The organism is Pseudoalteromonas rhizosphaerae (genome assembly GCF_902498845.1).
GTDB lineage: Bacteria > Pseudomonadota > Gammaproteobacteria > Enterobacterales > Alteromonadaceae > Pseudoalteromonas > Pseudoalteromonas rhizosphaerae.
The window spans coordinates 38,422-54,789 of sequence record NZ_CABVLM010000011.1; the positions used below are offsets into that span (position 1 = coordinate 38,422).

Annotated in this window: 14 protein-coding genes; 8 read left to right on the forward strand and 6 right to left on the reverse strand. The window is 41.0% G+C overall.

Annotated elements, in window-relative coordinates:
• Window positions 1–62 precede the first annotated feature (62 nt).
• Window positions 63–1,355, reverse strand: a complete 1,293-nt coding sequence (gene msrA / locus PSR9079_RS16470; RefSeq protein ID WP_149982468.1) for a peptide-methionine (S)-S-oxide reductase MsrA — start codon at window positions 1,353–1,355, stop codon at window positions 63–65.
• A 383-nt stretch (window positions 1,356–1,738) separates the two neighbouring features.
• Here msrA and pxpB point away from each other — a divergent pair, with 383 nt between their 5' ends.
• The 7 genes from pxpB to PSR9079_RS16505 all read left to right on the forward strand — a co-directional run bounded on the left by pxpB (window position 1,739) and on the right by PSR9079_RS16505 (window position 8,455).
• On the forward strand, window positions 1,739–2,407 hold the full coding sequence (gene pxpB / locus PSR9079_RS16475; protein WP_149982469.1) for a 5-oxoprolinase subunit PxpB: 669 nt from the start codon (window positions 1,739–1,741) through the stop codon (window positions 2,405–2,407).
• Entirely contained in the window at window positions 2,404–3,339 is a 936-nt protein-coding gene (locus PSR9079_RS16480; RefSeq protein ID WP_149982470.1) for a 5-oxoprolinase subunit C family protein, read from the forward strand. Before pxpB ends, PSR9079_RS16480 begins: the two co-directional genes overlap by 4 nt.
• 65 nt (window positions 3,340–3,404) lie before the next feature.
• Window positions 3,405–4,109: a DUF969 domain-containing protein gene (locus PSR9079_RS16485; protein ID WP_145233413.1), complete on the forward strand. Its 705-nt coding sequence runs from the start codon at window positions 3,405–3,407 to the stop codon at window positions 4,107–4,109.
• Window positions 4,109–5,134: a DUF979 domain-containing protein gene (locus tag PSR9079_RS16490; RefSeq protein ID WP_149982471.1), complete on the forward strand. Its 1,026-nt coding sequence runs from the start codon at window positions 4,109–4,111 to the stop codon at window positions 5,132–5,134. The genes PSR9079_RS16485 and PSR9079_RS16490 overlap by 1 nt, the downstream gene beginning before the upstream one ends.
• Window positions 5,127–5,795 (forward strand): pyroglutamyl-peptidase I, encoded by a 669-nt coding sequence (gene pcp / locus PSR9079_RS16495; RefSeq protein WP_149982472.1) that lies wholly within the window; start codon window positions 5,127–5,129, stop codon window positions 5,793–5,795. Before PSR9079_RS16490 ends, pcp begins: the two co-directional genes overlap by 8 nt.
• 154 nt (window positions 5,796–5,949) lie before the next feature.
• Window positions 5,950–7,623: an asparagine synthase B gene (gene asnB, locus PSR9079_RS16500; protein WP_145233255.1), complete on the forward strand. Its 1,674-nt coding sequence runs from the start codon at window positions 5,950–5,952 to the stop codon at window positions 7,621–7,623.
• Window positions 7,607–8,455: a PhzF family phenazine biosynthesis protein gene (locus PSR9079_RS16505; RefSeq protein ID WP_179959206.1), complete on the forward strand. Its 849-nt coding sequence runs from the start codon at window positions 7,607–7,609 to the stop codon at window positions 8,453–8,455. The genes asnB and PSR9079_RS16505 overlap by 17 nt, the downstream gene beginning before the upstream one ends.
• Here PSR9079_RS16505 and PSR9079_RS16510 read toward each other — a convergent pair.
• From PSR9079_RS16510 to egtB, 3 genes are all read right to left on the reverse strand, one after another.
• A complete protein-coding gene (locus PSR9079_RS16510) occupies window positions 8,426–9,214 on the reverse strand; it encodes a 2-keto-4-pentenoate hydratase (RefSeq protein ID WP_246175590.1) in 789 nt (262 codons plus the stop codon). The two genes, PSR9079_RS16505 and PSR9079_RS16510, sit on opposite strands and share 30 nt — an antisense overlap.
• Before the next feature lie 142 nt (window positions 9,215–9,356).
• Complete coding sequence (gene egtD / locus PSR9079_RS16515) at window positions 9,357–10,328, reverse strand: L-histidine N(alpha)-methyltransferase (RefSeq protein ID WP_149982475.1); 972 nt, start codon at window positions 10,326–10,328, stop codon at window positions 9,357–9,359.
• 2 nt (window positions 10,329–10,330) lie between these two features.
• Window positions 10,331–11,560, reverse strand: a complete 1,230-nt coding sequence (gene egtB / locus PSR9079_RS16520) for an ergothioneine biosynthesis protein EgtB (RefSeq protein ID WP_149982476.1) — start codon at window positions 11,558–11,560, stop codon at window positions 10,331–10,333.
• A 506-nt stretch (window positions 11,561–12,066) separates the two neighbouring features.
• On the opposite strand from egtB, the gene PSR9079_RS16525 reads away from it, so the two are divergent.
• On the forward strand, window positions 12,067–13,647 hold the full coding sequence (locus PSR9079_RS16525) for a BCCT family transporter (protein ID WP_149982477.1): 1,581 nt from the start codon (window positions 12,067–12,069) through the stop codon (window positions 13,645–13,647).
• Between the two features lie 83 nt (window positions 13,648–13,730).
• Here PSR9079_RS16525 and PSR9079_RS16530 read toward each other — a convergent pair whose 3' ends face one another.
• The gene (locus PSR9079_RS16530; RefSeq protein WP_145233243.1) at window positions 13,731–14,441 is read right to left on the reverse strand and encodes a 3'-5' exonuclease; all 711 of its coding nucleotides are present in this window, start codon (window positions 14,439–14,441) and stop codon (window positions 13,731–13,733) included.
• A 3-nt stretch (window positions 14,442–14,444) separates the two neighbouring features.
• Window positions 14,445–16,340 (reverse strand): DUF294 nucleotidyltransferase-like domain-containing protein, encoded by a 1,896-nt coding sequence (locus tag PSR9079_RS16535; protein ID WP_145233241.1) that lies wholly within the window; start codon window positions 16,338–16,340, stop codon window positions 14,445–14,447.
• Window positions 16,341–16,368 lie beyond the last annotated feature (28 nt).

Genomic DNA, 16,368 nt, shown 5'->3' on the forward strand with positions numbered 1-16,368 from the left:
TAATCAAAATAGTATATTTTGAAGCCTTACTCTGCAATTTCCTCAGCCATTATTATAAACTGTTAGGTGTCTTTGCGAGCAACAAAATCTAACACAGTTGCATTGATACAATAACGATCTTCACCTTTTGGGCCTTCACCTGGGAACAAATGCCCTAAATGAATACCCGTAGATTTAGATTTAATTTCAATACGTTGCATACCGTAACTATTGTCTTCATGCATGGTCACGCTGTCTTTGATGGGGTGAGTAAATGACAACCACCCGGTGCCCGATTTAAACCGATCCCGAGTATCAAACAGTGGTACACCACTGAGTTTGTCTATAAAAATACCGTCTGGGGTATTTTTAAAAATATCGTACTGTTTACAAAACGGACTATCTGTACGGGCCTTAAATGCCACTGTATATGCTTCACTATCCCCTAATTTAAATGCGCCAAGTGCTTTATAAAACTCTTCGCTAGACACATAACCTTGGCGACCATAAACCTCTTTACCATCTTCTAAAAATAAGATTGTTGGGGTGGCCCAGGTCGCTGATTTAATCGTTAAACCATCAAGTTGATCAGCTTTACGATAAGTGACGGCAATGGTGCCTTGGTAATCATTTAACACATCTTTTTTGAGTTTTTCACAATAAGGGCAATAATCTCGTGAATCAATGATCACTATCTGCTTTCCTGCAAGTAAAGCCGTATTATCAACTTTATCATCACTGCGTTTTTCAAATACAACGCCTGTTGAATGATCAGGGCAATAGCCATTAGGATTTTTAACTAAGTAGTCTTGGTGATACTCCTCAGCCGGAAAAAATGCCGTTAATGGTTTTATAATGGTTTTTATAGAGCCATACCCAGCTTGGGTTAGTTTATCTTGATACTGCTGTTTTAATTCTTCAGCCAGTGCAGCTTGTTGCTCAGTAGTAGTTAAAATAATTGAACGGTACTGCGTGCCAATATCATTTCCTTGGCGATTTTTTTGCGTTGGATCATGACTTTCAAAATAACTTTTTAATAACGTTGCAGCACTGATTATATTGCTATTGTAAGTAACCTCTACAACTTCAGCGTAATTATTTTCATCGAACTTGCGCGATGATTGGGTAATATTACGATAAGTTGCTTTAAAACCCTTACCATCGGCATAGCCTGACTTTGCATCAATTACTCCAGCAAGCGCTTCATAACGTTTTTCTGCCCCCCAAAAGCAACCAGAACCAAGTACCATGGTTTCTAAATGCATTGTTGCTTGAATATCATTATCTTTTTCATTGTTAAGGGAAACACCATAACTTGCCGCACTGAACAAAACTGTTAAAGTGGTCAATTTAAGCCAATTCTTTGCTACCAACATACTCTACCTCATTCTATTTGTTGCTTCATTTTAGTAGACCTTGAAGCAGAACATATTATTTCAGCCATGTGGGTTATTTTATCGCTCATTATCACTTCGGTAGCGAATCCAACTTAAGCTATGCGTTGCAATGAGGTAAAACGAATTCATTTAATAAAGGCTGACAGATCAAAAACCTTGTCGCTTATTCTGCTTTATCAATCGACCTATACTTAGTACGCAAAGCCATGCTGCAAAGTTTAATTTTTCTTTTTGTACCCATCCATTTTGCTTTATTAGAACGCTGCAAATATTGCAAGATTGTTAACTAGTCGCATCGCTATAAACATTTCATACGTTATATGCTAGTTTGAGGTATTCAAGAATAATAAATACATTTGGCTATGGATCAACAAACTATCTCTCCAACTATTAGTGTCCTCAGTAATAACAGCATATTGCTTGATGCCACTGCCCTAAACGATGACAGTCTGAGCATTCAAAAAAAAATCTGGGCACTAGTGCAACAATGCAACACCAGCGACGCCTTTATAGATGTAGTACCCGCAATGCACTCGCTGACAGTTTATTTAATAGACCCTACTTCGCTTGCTCACTGGCAAGCTCAGTTAGCACTTTGGTGGGCAAATATAAATCCGCACGACTATCAGGGTAAGCATCATAAAATTATTACCCAATACGGTGGTGACTATGGCCCAGATCTAGACTATGTAGCTGAGTATCACAATTTATCGCTACAACAAGTAATTGATATACATAGCCAAGGGCATTATCAAGTATTGTTTTTAGGCTTTCAGCCAGGCTTTGCATATTTGCACGGTCTGAATAGTCAATTACATACTCCGCGCAGAGCACAGCCGCGAACTCGAGTGCCCAAAGGTTCGGTTGCCATTGGCGCTAATCAAACCGCGATTTACCCAGCTGATTCGCCCGGTGGGTGGCATATTATCGGCCACAGTGATTTTGCATTATTTGACAGTGAAAATACTCCACCATGCGCAATACAACCGGGCGATACGTTGCAATTTGTTACTAAGGAGTCGGTATTATGATCACCGTAATAAAGCCCGGAATGCAAATGACGATTCAAGATCTTGGTCGTCATGGCTATCGTCATTTAGGAATTGCCCAATCTGGTGCGCTTGACCCTTATGCAATGATCATTGCCAATCGTTTAGTGGGCAATGATGACAATCAAAGTGTTATTGAGATCACTTTAGGCTTAGCGCAATTACAGTTTCAATGTGCCACTGTTATTGCGCTGCATGGCGCTGATATGCAAGCAAAGCTTGATGGAGTAAGTATTTATCCCGGCTGGAGTTACCCAGTAGAGCAAGGACAAACACTGACATTTGCCACCGCTCGGCAAGGTTTTCGCAGCTACCTCGCAATTAAAGGCGGCATTGATTGTCATGCAGTGATGAATTCAACAGCCACCGATATTGCAGCAGGTTTTGGCGGCCTAACGGGCGCGCCTTTACAAGCCAATGATCAAGTCCCAATCACGCCATTTGATGGCAATTGGCCGCAACGTGGTGCGATTGCCCCCGCTAAGCGCAGTGTGATCCGCGTCCATTCAGGCCCACATCAACAATTACTATCACAACAATTTAGTGATTTTTTTGCCCAGACGAAATGGCAAGTCAGTCCGCAAAGTAATCGTATGGGAGTAAGGCTCAGTACTGAGCATAATCAATTAATGCATACACATTCATTGCCTTCTTTAGCTGTTAGCCCGGGCTCTATCCAACTAACCCCCAGTGGTGAGCCTATCGTATTGCTAAATGATGGCCAAACAACCGGAGGATACCCGCTACTTGGTACTATAATAAGTGCGGATCAACACCAATTTGCACAACTTAAACCTGGTGACTTTGTAATATTTGAATTCGTCAACCTAGCAGCTGCAAATACTGCGCAGCGAAAACTTGACGCTCACCTACAACAATTGACTATTGCACTAAAAAACTTGAGCATCAGATAACCAATCACTAAATAAAAGCTCAGCTTAATAAATAATAATAAACACAGCACAGTGTAGGAACTATGATGTTTGATCTTAATTATTGGCCATTAATTGGCATTCCAGTGGTTGTGCTAGGATTTGCCTTGCGCTTTAACCCACTGATTGTAGTAACCGTTGCTGGCCTTGCAACTGGTTGGGCGGTAAATTTAGATATCCTCACCCTTTTGCAAACCTTTGGCGAGAAGTTTATGAACTCTCGTCAACTGGCCAGCTTTATTCTTATTTTACCCGTTATCGCACTGCTAGAGCGCTATGGTTTACAACAGCATGCGAAAAACTGGATTGCACAAATTCAAAGTGCCACCAGCGCACGTATATTAGCCCTGTATTTTATTGTTCGAGAATGCTCAGCAGCCCTTGGGTTATTAAGCCTTGGCGGTCAAGCACAAACTGTTCGTCCATTATTAGCCCCCATGGCATTAGGTGCCGCGACCAATAAACACGGTGAGCTGCCAAAACCCATAAAAGACATGATCAGCGCCCATGCAGCTGCCGTTGATAATATTGCGATGTTCTTTGGAGAAGACATTTTCATTGCTTTTGGTGCTGTACTATTGATGGATGCCTTCTTAAAGGAAAACGGCATTGCCGGTATTGAACCGCTGCATATTGGTTTATGGGCTATTCCGACCGCCATTGCCGCACTCATTATTCATTTATTTAGATTATCTCGTTTAGAAGCAAAAATAGCTCTGGCTGTTGCTCACTACAAACAGCAGGAAGTGTGATGAGTAAAGTACTAACAACCGATGTAACTAACTCAAACGCTACAATTATCACCATTGAGAACATTTATTTATTAATTGGTCTCGTTGTGATGTTTTTAGTTGTTCGAACGCTGCAAGACACAAACCATCCAAAAAGGCTCACCACAGCATTATTTTGGTTGTTATTTGGTAGCAGTTTTTTATTTGGTGATGTATCTATTGCCTTGTTCGGCAAAGCCAACACTTATTTATGGGTTGGTGTGAGCGTAGTATTAATTGCCCTATTAGCGGGTTTAAACCTAGTAAGCATGGGCAGTTATCAACCACTCACTGAGCAGCAACAAACACAATCGGCCTCTCGCCTAGGCAATAAATTATTTGTTCCCGCATTAATGATACCCGTGATCACGGTATTACTGACTGTTTCTTTTGATGGTATCGCAATTGGTGATTATTACTTACTTGATCAACGTCATTTAACTCTCGCATCGCTCACTATAGCGTGTGTGTCTGCGCTACTTATTGGCTGGAAAATTACTGGGGGAAATCCGATTGAAGCTGTCACTGAATCCCGTCGGCTGCTAGATTCTATCGGTTGGGCAGCAATACTGCCACAAATGCTAGCAATGCTTGGTGGCGTGTTTATTGTGGCGCAAACAGGAGACTCAATTAAAGAGTTGGTTACTTTATTTATAGCGCCAGAGAATCGTTTTATGCTGGTGGTGCTGTATTGTGTTGGCATGGCGTTATTTACCATGGTGATGGGAAATGCGTTTGCTGCATTTCCGGTAATGACTGCGGGTATTGCTATGCCTTTTTTAATCGAAGGTCATGGCGCCAGCGCCGCACCACTGGTAGCAATTGGGATGTACAGTGGTTACTGTGGAACGTTAATGACGCCAATGGCAGCAAACTTTAATATCATTCCAGCGGCATTACTCGACCTAAAAGACAAATACCATGTTATAAAGGTGCAAATACCTACTGCGCTGGCCTTATTAACGGTCAATATTATTTTAATGTATATGGTGATTTTTAATGACTAAACTGACATCAAGCATGCCCTGCGTATTGATAACTGGGTTTGCACCATTTGGCGGCGAATCGCTCAATCCGTCGTGGCAAGCGGTAAGCAAACTCGACGAACATTTAATCGCTAAGCACCGAGTAATAGCCCTTGAGCTACCGTGTGAGTTTAATACCTCATTAGAGGTGCTTTATAAAGCCATAGAGCAGCATCATCCGGTTCTAGTATTATGTATCGGCCAAGCCGGTGGCCGCAGTGAAATAAGCATAGAGCGTATCGCGATTAATATTGATGATGCCCGAATTAAAGACAACGCAGGAAAGCAACCCATTGATCACCCCGTCGTCAAAAATGCTCCTGCCGCTTATTTTGCACAATTACCTATCAAACGCATGTTATTAGCACTGCAACAAAGTGAGATCCCAGCCGCCATTTCTAATACAGCGGGTACATATGTGTGTAATCACGTTATGTATGGTCTATTACATCATATCAATGAGCATGAACCACACATCAAAGGGGGCTTTGTACATATCCCTTATTTACCAAGCCAAGCTGTGCACCATAATGGCGCACCGAGTATGAGCGAAGAAACCGTGCTAAGCGCGTTAAAAGTAATGATCAACGAAGCTATTGTTGCAAAACAAGATGTGAAAGTCGCGGCTGGCACCACCCACTGATCAATTTGGTGCATCAGCGGCCATGCTGGTGCATAAATTATTCTGAAAATATTGTAAAAGCTATGTGACTTAGTTAATTATTTCTGTTAAAACAAACGTGAATGGTTAGGTATTATGACCTAACTAACACACATGATAGGAATGAGGAGTTACTATGTGTTCAATTTTTGGTGTATTAGATATAAAGTCTGATCCCGCTCCATTGCGTACGCAAGCAATTGAAATGTCAAAATTATTACGTCACCGCGGGCCTGATTGGTCTGGTGTATATTCATCTGAGAAAGCGATTTTAGTGCATGAACGTTTAGCCATTGTTGGTGTATCAAGCGGTGCGCAGCCTTTATACAACCCTGAAAAAACTCATATTCTAGCGGTTAATGGCGAAATTTATAATCACAAAGAACTTGCCGCTAACCTTGAAACCGATTTCACTTTTCAAACTCAATCAGATTGTGAAGTTATCTTAGCGTTATACAAACAGAAAGGGCCTGAATTTTTAGATGATCTGAACGGTATTTTTGCTTTTTGTTTATATGACGAAGAACAAGACGCTTATTTAATTGGCCGTGACCATATTGGTATTATTCCACTTTATACAGGCCACGATGAGCACGGTAACTTTTATGTTGCCTCAGAGCTAAAAGCACTTTCACCAATCTGTAAGCATATTGAAGAATTTCCTCCTGGACATTTTTTATGGAGTAAAGATGGTCAATTGCGCCCATATTATGCCCGTGATTGGCAAAGCTTCGATGCAGTTAAAGATAACAGCGCAAAAGCCGAAGACGTCAAAGATGCACTTGAAGCCGCCGTTAAACGTCAGCTAATGTGTGACGTACCTTATGGCGTGTTGTTGTCAGGTGGTTTAGATTCATCCGTTATTTCAGCTATAACCCAACGTTTTGCAGCAAAACGTATTGAAGATAATGATGAAAGCGATGCATGGTGGCCTAAACTGCACTCTTTCTCGGTTGGCCTTGAGGGCTCCCCAGATCTAGCGGCTGCACAAAAAGTAGCTGATATGATAGGAACTGTTCATCACCCGATTATATTTACGATTCAAGAAGGGATTGATGCCCTACGTGAAGTTATTTATCACATTGAAACCTACGATGTAACCACTATTCGTGCCTCGACGCCAATGTACTTAATGGCTCGCCAAATCAAAGCGATGGGTATTAAAATGGTGCTCTCTGGTGAAGGCGCTGATGAGCTATTTGGTGGTTACTTGTACTTTCATAAAGCACCAAATGCACAAGAGTTTCATGAAGAATTAAATCGTAAAGTATCTAAACTACACATGTTTGATTGCTTACGCGCAAATAAATCAATGGCGGCATGGGGTGTAGAAGCCCGCGTTCCCTTCCTTGATAAAGAGTTTGTTGATGTTGCTATGCGTATCAACCCTGAAGCTAAAATGTGTAAAGATGGCAAAATTGAAAAGCATATTTTACGTGAAGGCTTTGACGGCTACTTACCTGATGAAGTGTTATGGCGTCAAAAAGAGCAGTTTTCGGATGGTGTAGGCTACAGCTGGATTGATACATTAAAAGAGTTTGTAAACGAGCAAGTAACCGATCAAGAGCTTGAAAACGCAAAATTTAAATACCCTATTAATACACCTGATTCAAAAGAAGCGTATTACTACCGTACTATTTTTGAATCTCACTTCCCAGGTGATGCAGCCGCCAAATGCGTACCACATGGTAAGTCAGTCGCCTGTTCAACACCTGAAGCGTTATTATGGGATGCATCATTTCAAAATAATGCCGATCCATCAGGTCGTGCCGCAGGTATTCATAACGACGCCTATGCACAAAAGAAATAATAAGCCTAGTCGCTTATTAAATCTGGCATTAACTCACAGACTGCACAAAGCCCCGCGCTTTGTGCAGTCTTTTGCTATTGAGCAAGTTTTTAACGATACAGCGAGACGCTGTAAAGGTTCGTCTGCGTTAATTGTTATTTATAAAACCGGGTTAACAACTCGACTAATGCAGCGCATTGCAAAAAACACCGCTCAGCCTGCCACCGTATTTTTAAATCAAGCCAATATCAAAAAAAATCGATGCCCTATTCGTTGGTTTAATCACAGCCATGAGATCAGCCGCTGTGGTCATGGGACACTCGCCGCTGCACTGTTTTTACAAAAATGGCAAGGGTTTAGCCCAAACACCTTTTATACAAATACAGGGGAAGTATTTGAAACCAGAATACATCAACGCGCACTGCAACTAGAATTAGTCACCATTGATAGCACCGAGGTACAAACAGAGGTTCTGCTGCAACAAGCCATTCCTACCTCAATAGTGCAAAGCTATAAAACAGCAGAAATTAACGGCTACAGTACTGTGATGATTAACAGTGTTCTGCCTTTAGAAACACTCGCGATAAATACAGCACAATTACAATACTACCCAAATGCAGTGATTGTATTGCAACAACGCCAAACAGCTAATCAAACCACACAGTGGCATTTTCGATATTTTGCTCCTTATTATGGCGTGGATGAAGATAGCGCTACTGGTTCAGCCATCAGCATTATTGCCCCGATAATCAAACAATACACTGAACAAACATATGGCCAGCTTTTCCAAGATTCTGTTGCCGGAGCAACCATTAATTACCGTTTAAAAAACTGTAATGTCATTATCAGTTAAGCCACTAAATTTGACGGTGTATTTTCCAAGCCCTGCATAGTCAATTTCAGTATCAACATCAGTGTCTAACTCAATAACACCACAATATGAGCCTGTTATGAGAATTTGGCCAGCAGCGAGCGTGATCCCACACTTAGCCAGATAATTTAATGCCCAATAGATTGGTGTTTGTGCCAGACCACATGGGTGCTTGCCAAGATAGCTATGACAGCGATTATTTTGTGTTATCGCGATAGTAATATGTGCCGCATCATAAGCCGCTTGCTTATTAATTTTAGGACCAAGTAACACCCCTTGGTTACTTAAACCATCCGCTAACTTTGCAAAGTGATTTGCTTGATAAGCTGTAGAGAAACGGTTTTGGATCAGCTCAAGTGCCATATGCGTGTCACTCACCGCGTGGTCAATTTCAGCTTCGCTATAGCTGGCCTGCTTTGGCATATTTTGCGCAAACACAAAAGCAATTTCAGGCTCTATCCGTGCCTTGTTTTGTTCAGTATATAATGTGCAGATTTGTGCAAATGATTGCGGCGGCTTTAATATTGGAGCCAAAATAATCGCACCGTTATCAAGTGGTAATAGGCATTTCCAACCAAATACTTGGCCCTTGTTTAATGCAATCATCAATTGTTGAACAGCTAAACTATCTTCAGTGCTTGTTAATGCTAATTGTGGCGGTAAATCTGATTGTGGCGCTGCACTTGTGCGTTGTGCAAATAAATGTGCTGCAATCGTTTTTAATTTAGTAGAACGGTCCACACTAACCTCTTCGTAATAAGGTTTTATAATGGCTACACCAGCAGCCGTAGGTTTAATGTAGTATTTATACTATTAAAAAATCAATTTGCGCAGCATTTTTAGCTAAGTACAGTTAAATAATAAATGATGGACTGTGCATTGTTTAAATTGGCCTTAATAAACACAATGCAAAATAACCCTGCTCGTCTTGCCACGTTTGCTCTAAACGTAATCCAGCTTGGGCGCTAAGTTGAGTAAATGCCTGTAGTGCGTATTTATGGGAGTTTTCTGTATGGATGCTCTCACCTTGAGAAAAGCTAAATGATTCGCCATTGACGGTGACTGTTTGATCACAGTGACTGATCAAATGCATTTCAATACGGCTTAGCTTTTCATTAAACCGTGATTGGTGATTAAACTGGCTAAGATCAAAATCAGCATTTAACTCAGCATTAATACGCTGGAGCAGATTTTTATTAAATGCCGCAGTGACGCCTTGTTTATCGTCATAAGCATCAAGTAATACTTGACGGTCTTTGAGTAAATCAATGCCAATCAATACATAACCGTTAATACCACATAACCGATGGAAATTTTTCATGATCTCAATGGCTTTTAGTGGTGAAAAATTGCCTATTGTTGAGCCTGGAAAATACACGAGATTCGTTTGGCTATCCAATTGTGTTTCACGGCTTAACTGCTTTACCATTTGGCTATGAGTAAAATCCCCCAACAACGGCGAAATAGCTAACTCAGGAAATAATGGAGATAAATGGGCCAGTGAGTAATTAAGCATTTCATTAGAGATCTCAAATGGCACAAAACTTTTCACATTCACTAAGTGCGCTAACAAATAAGCAATTTTTTTACCCGAGCCACAGCCCGGCTCTATGATTGATAAGTTATCAGGAAGCAACTTGGCAATTGCTTGGCTGTGCTTGGTTAAAATGCTCAGCTCTGTGCGTGTCACGTAGTACTCATCAAGCTCAGTGATCTGCTCAAACAAAGCGGCCCCGTTATCATCATAAAAATATTTACAGGGTAGATTCTTTTGTTGCTGTGACAGTCCCGCAATAACATCGTTTAAAAAGCGGTTATCAATGTCGATTGTCGTTAATGTTGTTATTTGGCTCATGCTCAATCCTTAGCGAGTCTAATACCACTGCGCATCCACGCTTGGTGTGGATAATAGAAATTGCGATAAGTTAGTCTTAAATGATTTTGTGGGGTAAGTTTACAGCCACCGCGCAGTACCATTTGGTTCGCCATAAATTTACCATTGTATTCCCCTGCCACGCCTGCTATTGGCTTAAAGCCTGGATACGGTAAATAGGCACTGTTTGTCCACTGCCAACAGTTGTCTGTCAGCTGGATGATAGTTTGCGCCGCATTACTGTTAGCCACGCTTTCCCATTCAAATTCGGTTGGGAGGCGCGCTTGTGAGTAATGTGCAAAAGCGTTTGCTTCGTAAAAGGTAACATGGCTTAGCGGCTCATTTAGCGCCAAAGGCTGTAAGCCAGCTAATGTAAATTCAAACCACTCATTATTTACTTTATGCCAATAGAGTGGCGCAGTTTGCCGAGCATTATTTATCTGCGCCCAACCGTCACTGAGCCAATGCTCTGGGTTTTGGTAACCACCATCTTGTATAAACGCTAAATACTCACCATTGGTAGTTAGCCGGTTAGCAAATTTAAATGGCTGAATAAGCACTTGATGAGTTGGCCGTTCATTGTCGTAGCTAAACGTTTGCTCAGTTGCACCAATATGTGCAGTATGCTTTGAGAATGCCACAAAGCTAAGAGGACTGGCTTGCGTAACAGGATTTTCTATACGGTTGTTGTTAGTGTCACAATAAGCAGGAAACAACGGATTAACTGAAAAGTTATATTGAATGTCCATCAGCATTAGTTCTTGGTGCTGTTGTTCATGGTTAAGTCCTAATTCAATAACTTGCTTTATTGACTCGCTACACGGTGCACTCAGTAATCCAATCACCGCCCGGTCTACATATTCTCTATAGGTAATCACGTCATCTAAACTAGGCCGCGATAAACTCCCTCTGCAGGCACGCTTAAATTGTTCACCTATACCGTTATAATATGAGTTAAATAAAGTTTTAAAGTTAGGATTAAATACTGTGTAGTGAGAGCTATGTGCAATTAGCAAAAAAGTTTCAAAGAACCACGTTGTGTGCGCAAGGTGCCATTTACTAGGGCTTACATCTGCCATAGCTTGTAATTGGCAGTCTTCTGCTGATAACGAGTTTATTAACGTCACGCTTTGGCGTCGAACACGCTGGTAATGATGGACTAATTGATGCTCATCAGCCGTGTTTTTAGTGTTCTCTTTGCCATGGTTACTCATAGTAATGACTAAATTCCTTATCGCTACTGTTCAATGATATACCTCACCTAATGTTAAATCATATTCATATTACGCTTTCATTACTGCGACTATAAAACGTCAATCTCGTGCAACTGCCTTTTACAACTACAAAAAATAATAGCTCAATTAACCACAAAAAACAGCCGCGATTACTTTAACAATCAAACTAATTTTTGACCTTTTGCGAATTATGTACTTTTATATAAAAACATAAAAATGGTTACAATGGCCATATAAGCCGCTATTTAACAACAAAATCATTTACATTTGGTATTTAACTCATACACTAGTAGCTGTATGATCATCTTTTAAATTAGTTAGTCTTCAAATAAATTAAAGTATCAATTATTACCTAACCTGAACTTTGCTTTAAAAATTTACTAACATAGTGATTTATTATCCGAAGCTTCAAGTTACTTAGACTAATTAAATTAGGTATGTTGCTGGTAACAAGCAGCTTGTTAGGACAACAAAAGAGGTATTGCATGAGCGAAAATCATGACAAATATAGTATCGACAATACGGATTACACCGTAGGTCAGGATAACGTGCAAAAATGGGGATTTGATATACACAACCCTGTTTTTGGCATCAGCGCGGGCCTGATTGTCATCTTTTTAATCGCCATTCTCGCTACCGATCCACAAACTGCAAAAGCAGCACTTGATGGTGTGAAACTCGATATAATTAATAATTTTGATGCCTTGTTTATGTGGGCTGCAAACTTCTTCGTTATTTTTTGTTTAGCACTGATTATTTCTCCTTACGGAAAGATCCGTTTAGGAGGCAGTGATGCTAAGCCTTCATATACTCGTGTTTCATGGCTCGCTATGTTATTCGCCGCAGGCATGGGTATTGGCTTAATGTTTTGGGGGGTAGCTGAACCGGTTGCATATTTTACTGGTTGGTATGAAACACCACTGAATGTAACAGCCAACACCCCAGAAGCTGCAAAACTGGCAATGGGGGCAACTATGTTCCATTGGGGCCTGCACCCTTGGGCTATTTATGCTGTAGTTGGCTTATCACTATCATTCTTTACATATAACAAAGGTTTACCACTGTCTATCCGGTCAATTTTTTACCCTATATTGGGCGATAAAGCATGGGGCTGGCCTGGTCATATCATTGATATTTTAGCAGTACTGGCAACTTTATTTGGCTTGGCAACATCATTGGGGTTAGGCGCTCAGCAAGCGTCTGCGGGGATAAACCACGTGTTTGGTCTCGAAGGTGGCATTGGCTCACAAATACTCGTTATTGTTGGCGTTACCCTACTGGCTATTATTTCCGTTGTGCGCGGCATTGATGGCGGTGTAAAACTCCTTAGTAATATCAACATGCTAATTGCTTTTGCCCTATTGGTATTTGTTTGCTTAGTTGGCTTTGCTGTTGCGATGGGTAATATTCCTACCACCTTTATGGGTTATGTAGAAAATATCATTCCATTAAGTAATCCACATGGCCGTGAAGACGAAACATGGATGCATGGCTGGACTGTATTTTACTGGGCTTGGTGGATTTCGTGGTCACCGTTTGTAGGCATGTTTATCGCTCGCGTATCACGCGGTCGTACTATTCGTGAATTTTTGATTGCGGTATTACTTATTCCAACATTGGTTACAGTATTATGGATGTCAATTTACGGCGGTATCGCAATTGATCAAGTAGTCAATGGTGTTGGCGCACTTGGCCTAAATGGTTTAACCGATGTCCCGATGGCTATGTTTCAAATGCTAGATGAATTACCTATGTCTAAGATTTTGTCTGTAATTGCTGTGCTATTAGTTTTAGTGTTTTTTATCACTTCATCTGATTCAGGGTCATTAGTAATAGACTCTATCACTGCTGGCGGGAAAATTGATGCGCCAGTACCACAACGCATATTTTGGGCATCTATTGAAGGTGCTATCGCAGCCGCGCTACTGTGGATTGGTGGTACACAAGCAATCGAAGCACTGCAAGCAGGTGCGGTCTCTACCGGCTTACCATTTACAATCGTCTTGCTGTTTATGTGTTTAAGCCTTATTTTAGGTCTGAGAACTGAGCCGTTACCGGCTAAATAAACGCTATTTAAAACCACAAACGCCGCAAATTTGCGGCGTTTTTTTATTTAAGCTTATTAGCCAAAGTTCAGGTTAAGAAATTTTTAACTCCATAACTGCGAGATCGGTGTATCTTCTCGGTAATGGTGACTCAATTGTGCTTGTAACAGTTCAGCCGTTGCTAAAGCGTCAGTTAAAGCGTTATGGTTTTTATACACAGGTAACGAATAGCGCTGGCGACAATCACCTAATCTAAGCGATCCTAACTTAGAATTAAATAACCAACCTAGCAAACCCTGCCTTGCTTTTAAGGCTTTTCGTTCAATTTCCATGGTATCAACCAAAGCAAAGTTGATCCCCTCGTTAAGCCTAAGTAACAGTGCAGTATTTAAGAAGTGCCGCTCAATCGCGCCATAGTGTACAACAACCACTTTACCACTGAGTGCTTGCAATAATGGCTCAATAATATGATTAAAATCCGGGGCATCGTCAATTTCTGAATGCGTTATGCCATGTATTACAATGGATCCCTCGTTGAAATTACGCCTAGGGCGCACCACCCAATGGCGACTATCTTTGCAATATATACGCTGTAAATTAAAAGGAATTAAACCAACGCTGACAATATCATCACTAGTGCTATCTAAACCGGTTGTTTCAAAGTCCATTGCAACAAATGGCACATCTTTAATTGCTGCGAATTTATCGCTAAAAGCAGCTCCATAAAAACGTTTGATAGTGTCATTTTGAGCGCCGCTTAATAAATTTTTATAGCGTGTTGCCCAGTCAATCATTGCTTGCTTTTTGAAAGCCATAAATTACTTTACCCCAGAGTTTGCTGAGTAACTAAATTTCAAATAGCTTTGTGCTTTTTCTAAAATTGCAAAAGCTTCTTTTAAGTTACGCTGCTCAAAAGGCGATAATAAATGAGGGTCTAAATCGTTGTCGGGTTCTTCCCCTTGTTCAATTTGCCATGCTTGGTGACGGATCCGCATCATGGCAATATATTCTAGCGCATCTCGCAAATCTTGTGCTTTGCCTTGCGGTAGGAGCTTGGCTTCAATAATATCTTCTAAGCGTTCGAACGAGTTTTGCTTACGTGATCCAACCGCCAATGCGTGAACACGAATAACATCTGAAAGCGGCGCTGTGCCTCTGCGCTTTAAATTCATAGAACGTTTATGCTGACCGTTGTGCTCCATAACAAAGCCTTTAAAAAACCCCAATGGTGGGGTTCTGTTGCGAGCATTTGCAGCCATATTAGCTAAAAATACGCGATTAACTTTGCTTTGTTTGGCAATAAATATTTTAAGCTCATCGGCCCATTTGGTTTTACCCCACACCCCGTCTAAATCAAAAAATATGGAGCTATTTAGTAAGGCTTGCGGTTTAGGCAGCTCTATCCACTGAGCAAATTGCTCAAACCATTGTGCACGTGTTTTTCGCCATTTTTTAAATGACGCCATTATTTCGCCATCACAATAGGTATAACCGCATTGAGCTAAACCATCACAAACAAAATCGGCAATATTTTGAAAATACGTATCATGAAGTTCATCATCATAATCATCATCTAGAATGAGCGCGTTATCTTGATCAGTAACAATGAGTTGCTCATCCCGCGCCATTGAACCTAAAGCGATAAAACAGTACGCAACCGGCGGCGGCCCATACTTTTCTTCAGCTAATACCAGTAACCTTTGTTTAAAAGTGCGGCCAATCACAGCCATTGCCGTGCCAATCATATGCGAGTTTGCATCTTCATTTACCATCCGTACAAACACATTCGGCAGCTGGCGTGCATAGTGTGTTAAATCTTCAATCGATTGCTGCGCAAGTATTCCACGTACTAATAGCAAGCTGCTTTGTGATTCATAGCGTAAAATATCAGAAAGAGAAATAACCCCAATTGGACGGCGTTTTTGCACCACCGGTAAGTGATGTAAGTTATCACGTAGCATTGCAAGTACAGCTTCGAAAACATAGGCATTGGCATCTAATAATACCAAGTTTGTAGACATTATCGTATGCGCGGGTGTGTCAAATGCAAGGCCATGGGCAATGACTTTGGTACGTAAATCTTTGTCTGTGATAATACCAACAACTTGACCATCATCTTCCTCTGGGTCGTCGTTAATAGGTTTAGTACTATCAGTCACTAAAACCGATGACACCGATTCATCAGTCATAAGCTGGGCAACTTGTTGCACCGTTGAATCAGTATTAACTGTCACCACATCACGGTGGATCAGCGATTTTACTTTTGCTGTGGTTAAATCATTACCATCGGCTTGTTCAACAATTGCCTGATGTAAACGAACATTACCATCCGTTTCAAAATAGTCAGCAAATGAATCAAATTCGTCGCAATAGCGGTTAAATAGTTCAACATTAATGCAATACACTAGCGTATCTTCAAGTGCTTTAGCTGGAAAGCGCACCTTGCGATTCATCAGTAAACCCATCTGCCCAAATATACCGGCAGTGGTTAAACGATTATCCAGTTCCCCATTACGTCGATACATTTCAACAGAGCCGCTTCTGATCACATAAAGATCAGCAATATCTTGACCAAATAATAAAATATCGGTGTGCGCTCTAAAGTAAGCGACTTCAACTTGTTGCGCGAGCTCATTGATTGCTTTGCTCGGTAGACTGTCAAAAGGCGGGTGTTGTGCTAAAAACTGCGCGATTTCTACTTGTTCGGCTTGCATAAAAAAAACCTGTTGGGGATAGCTTTCC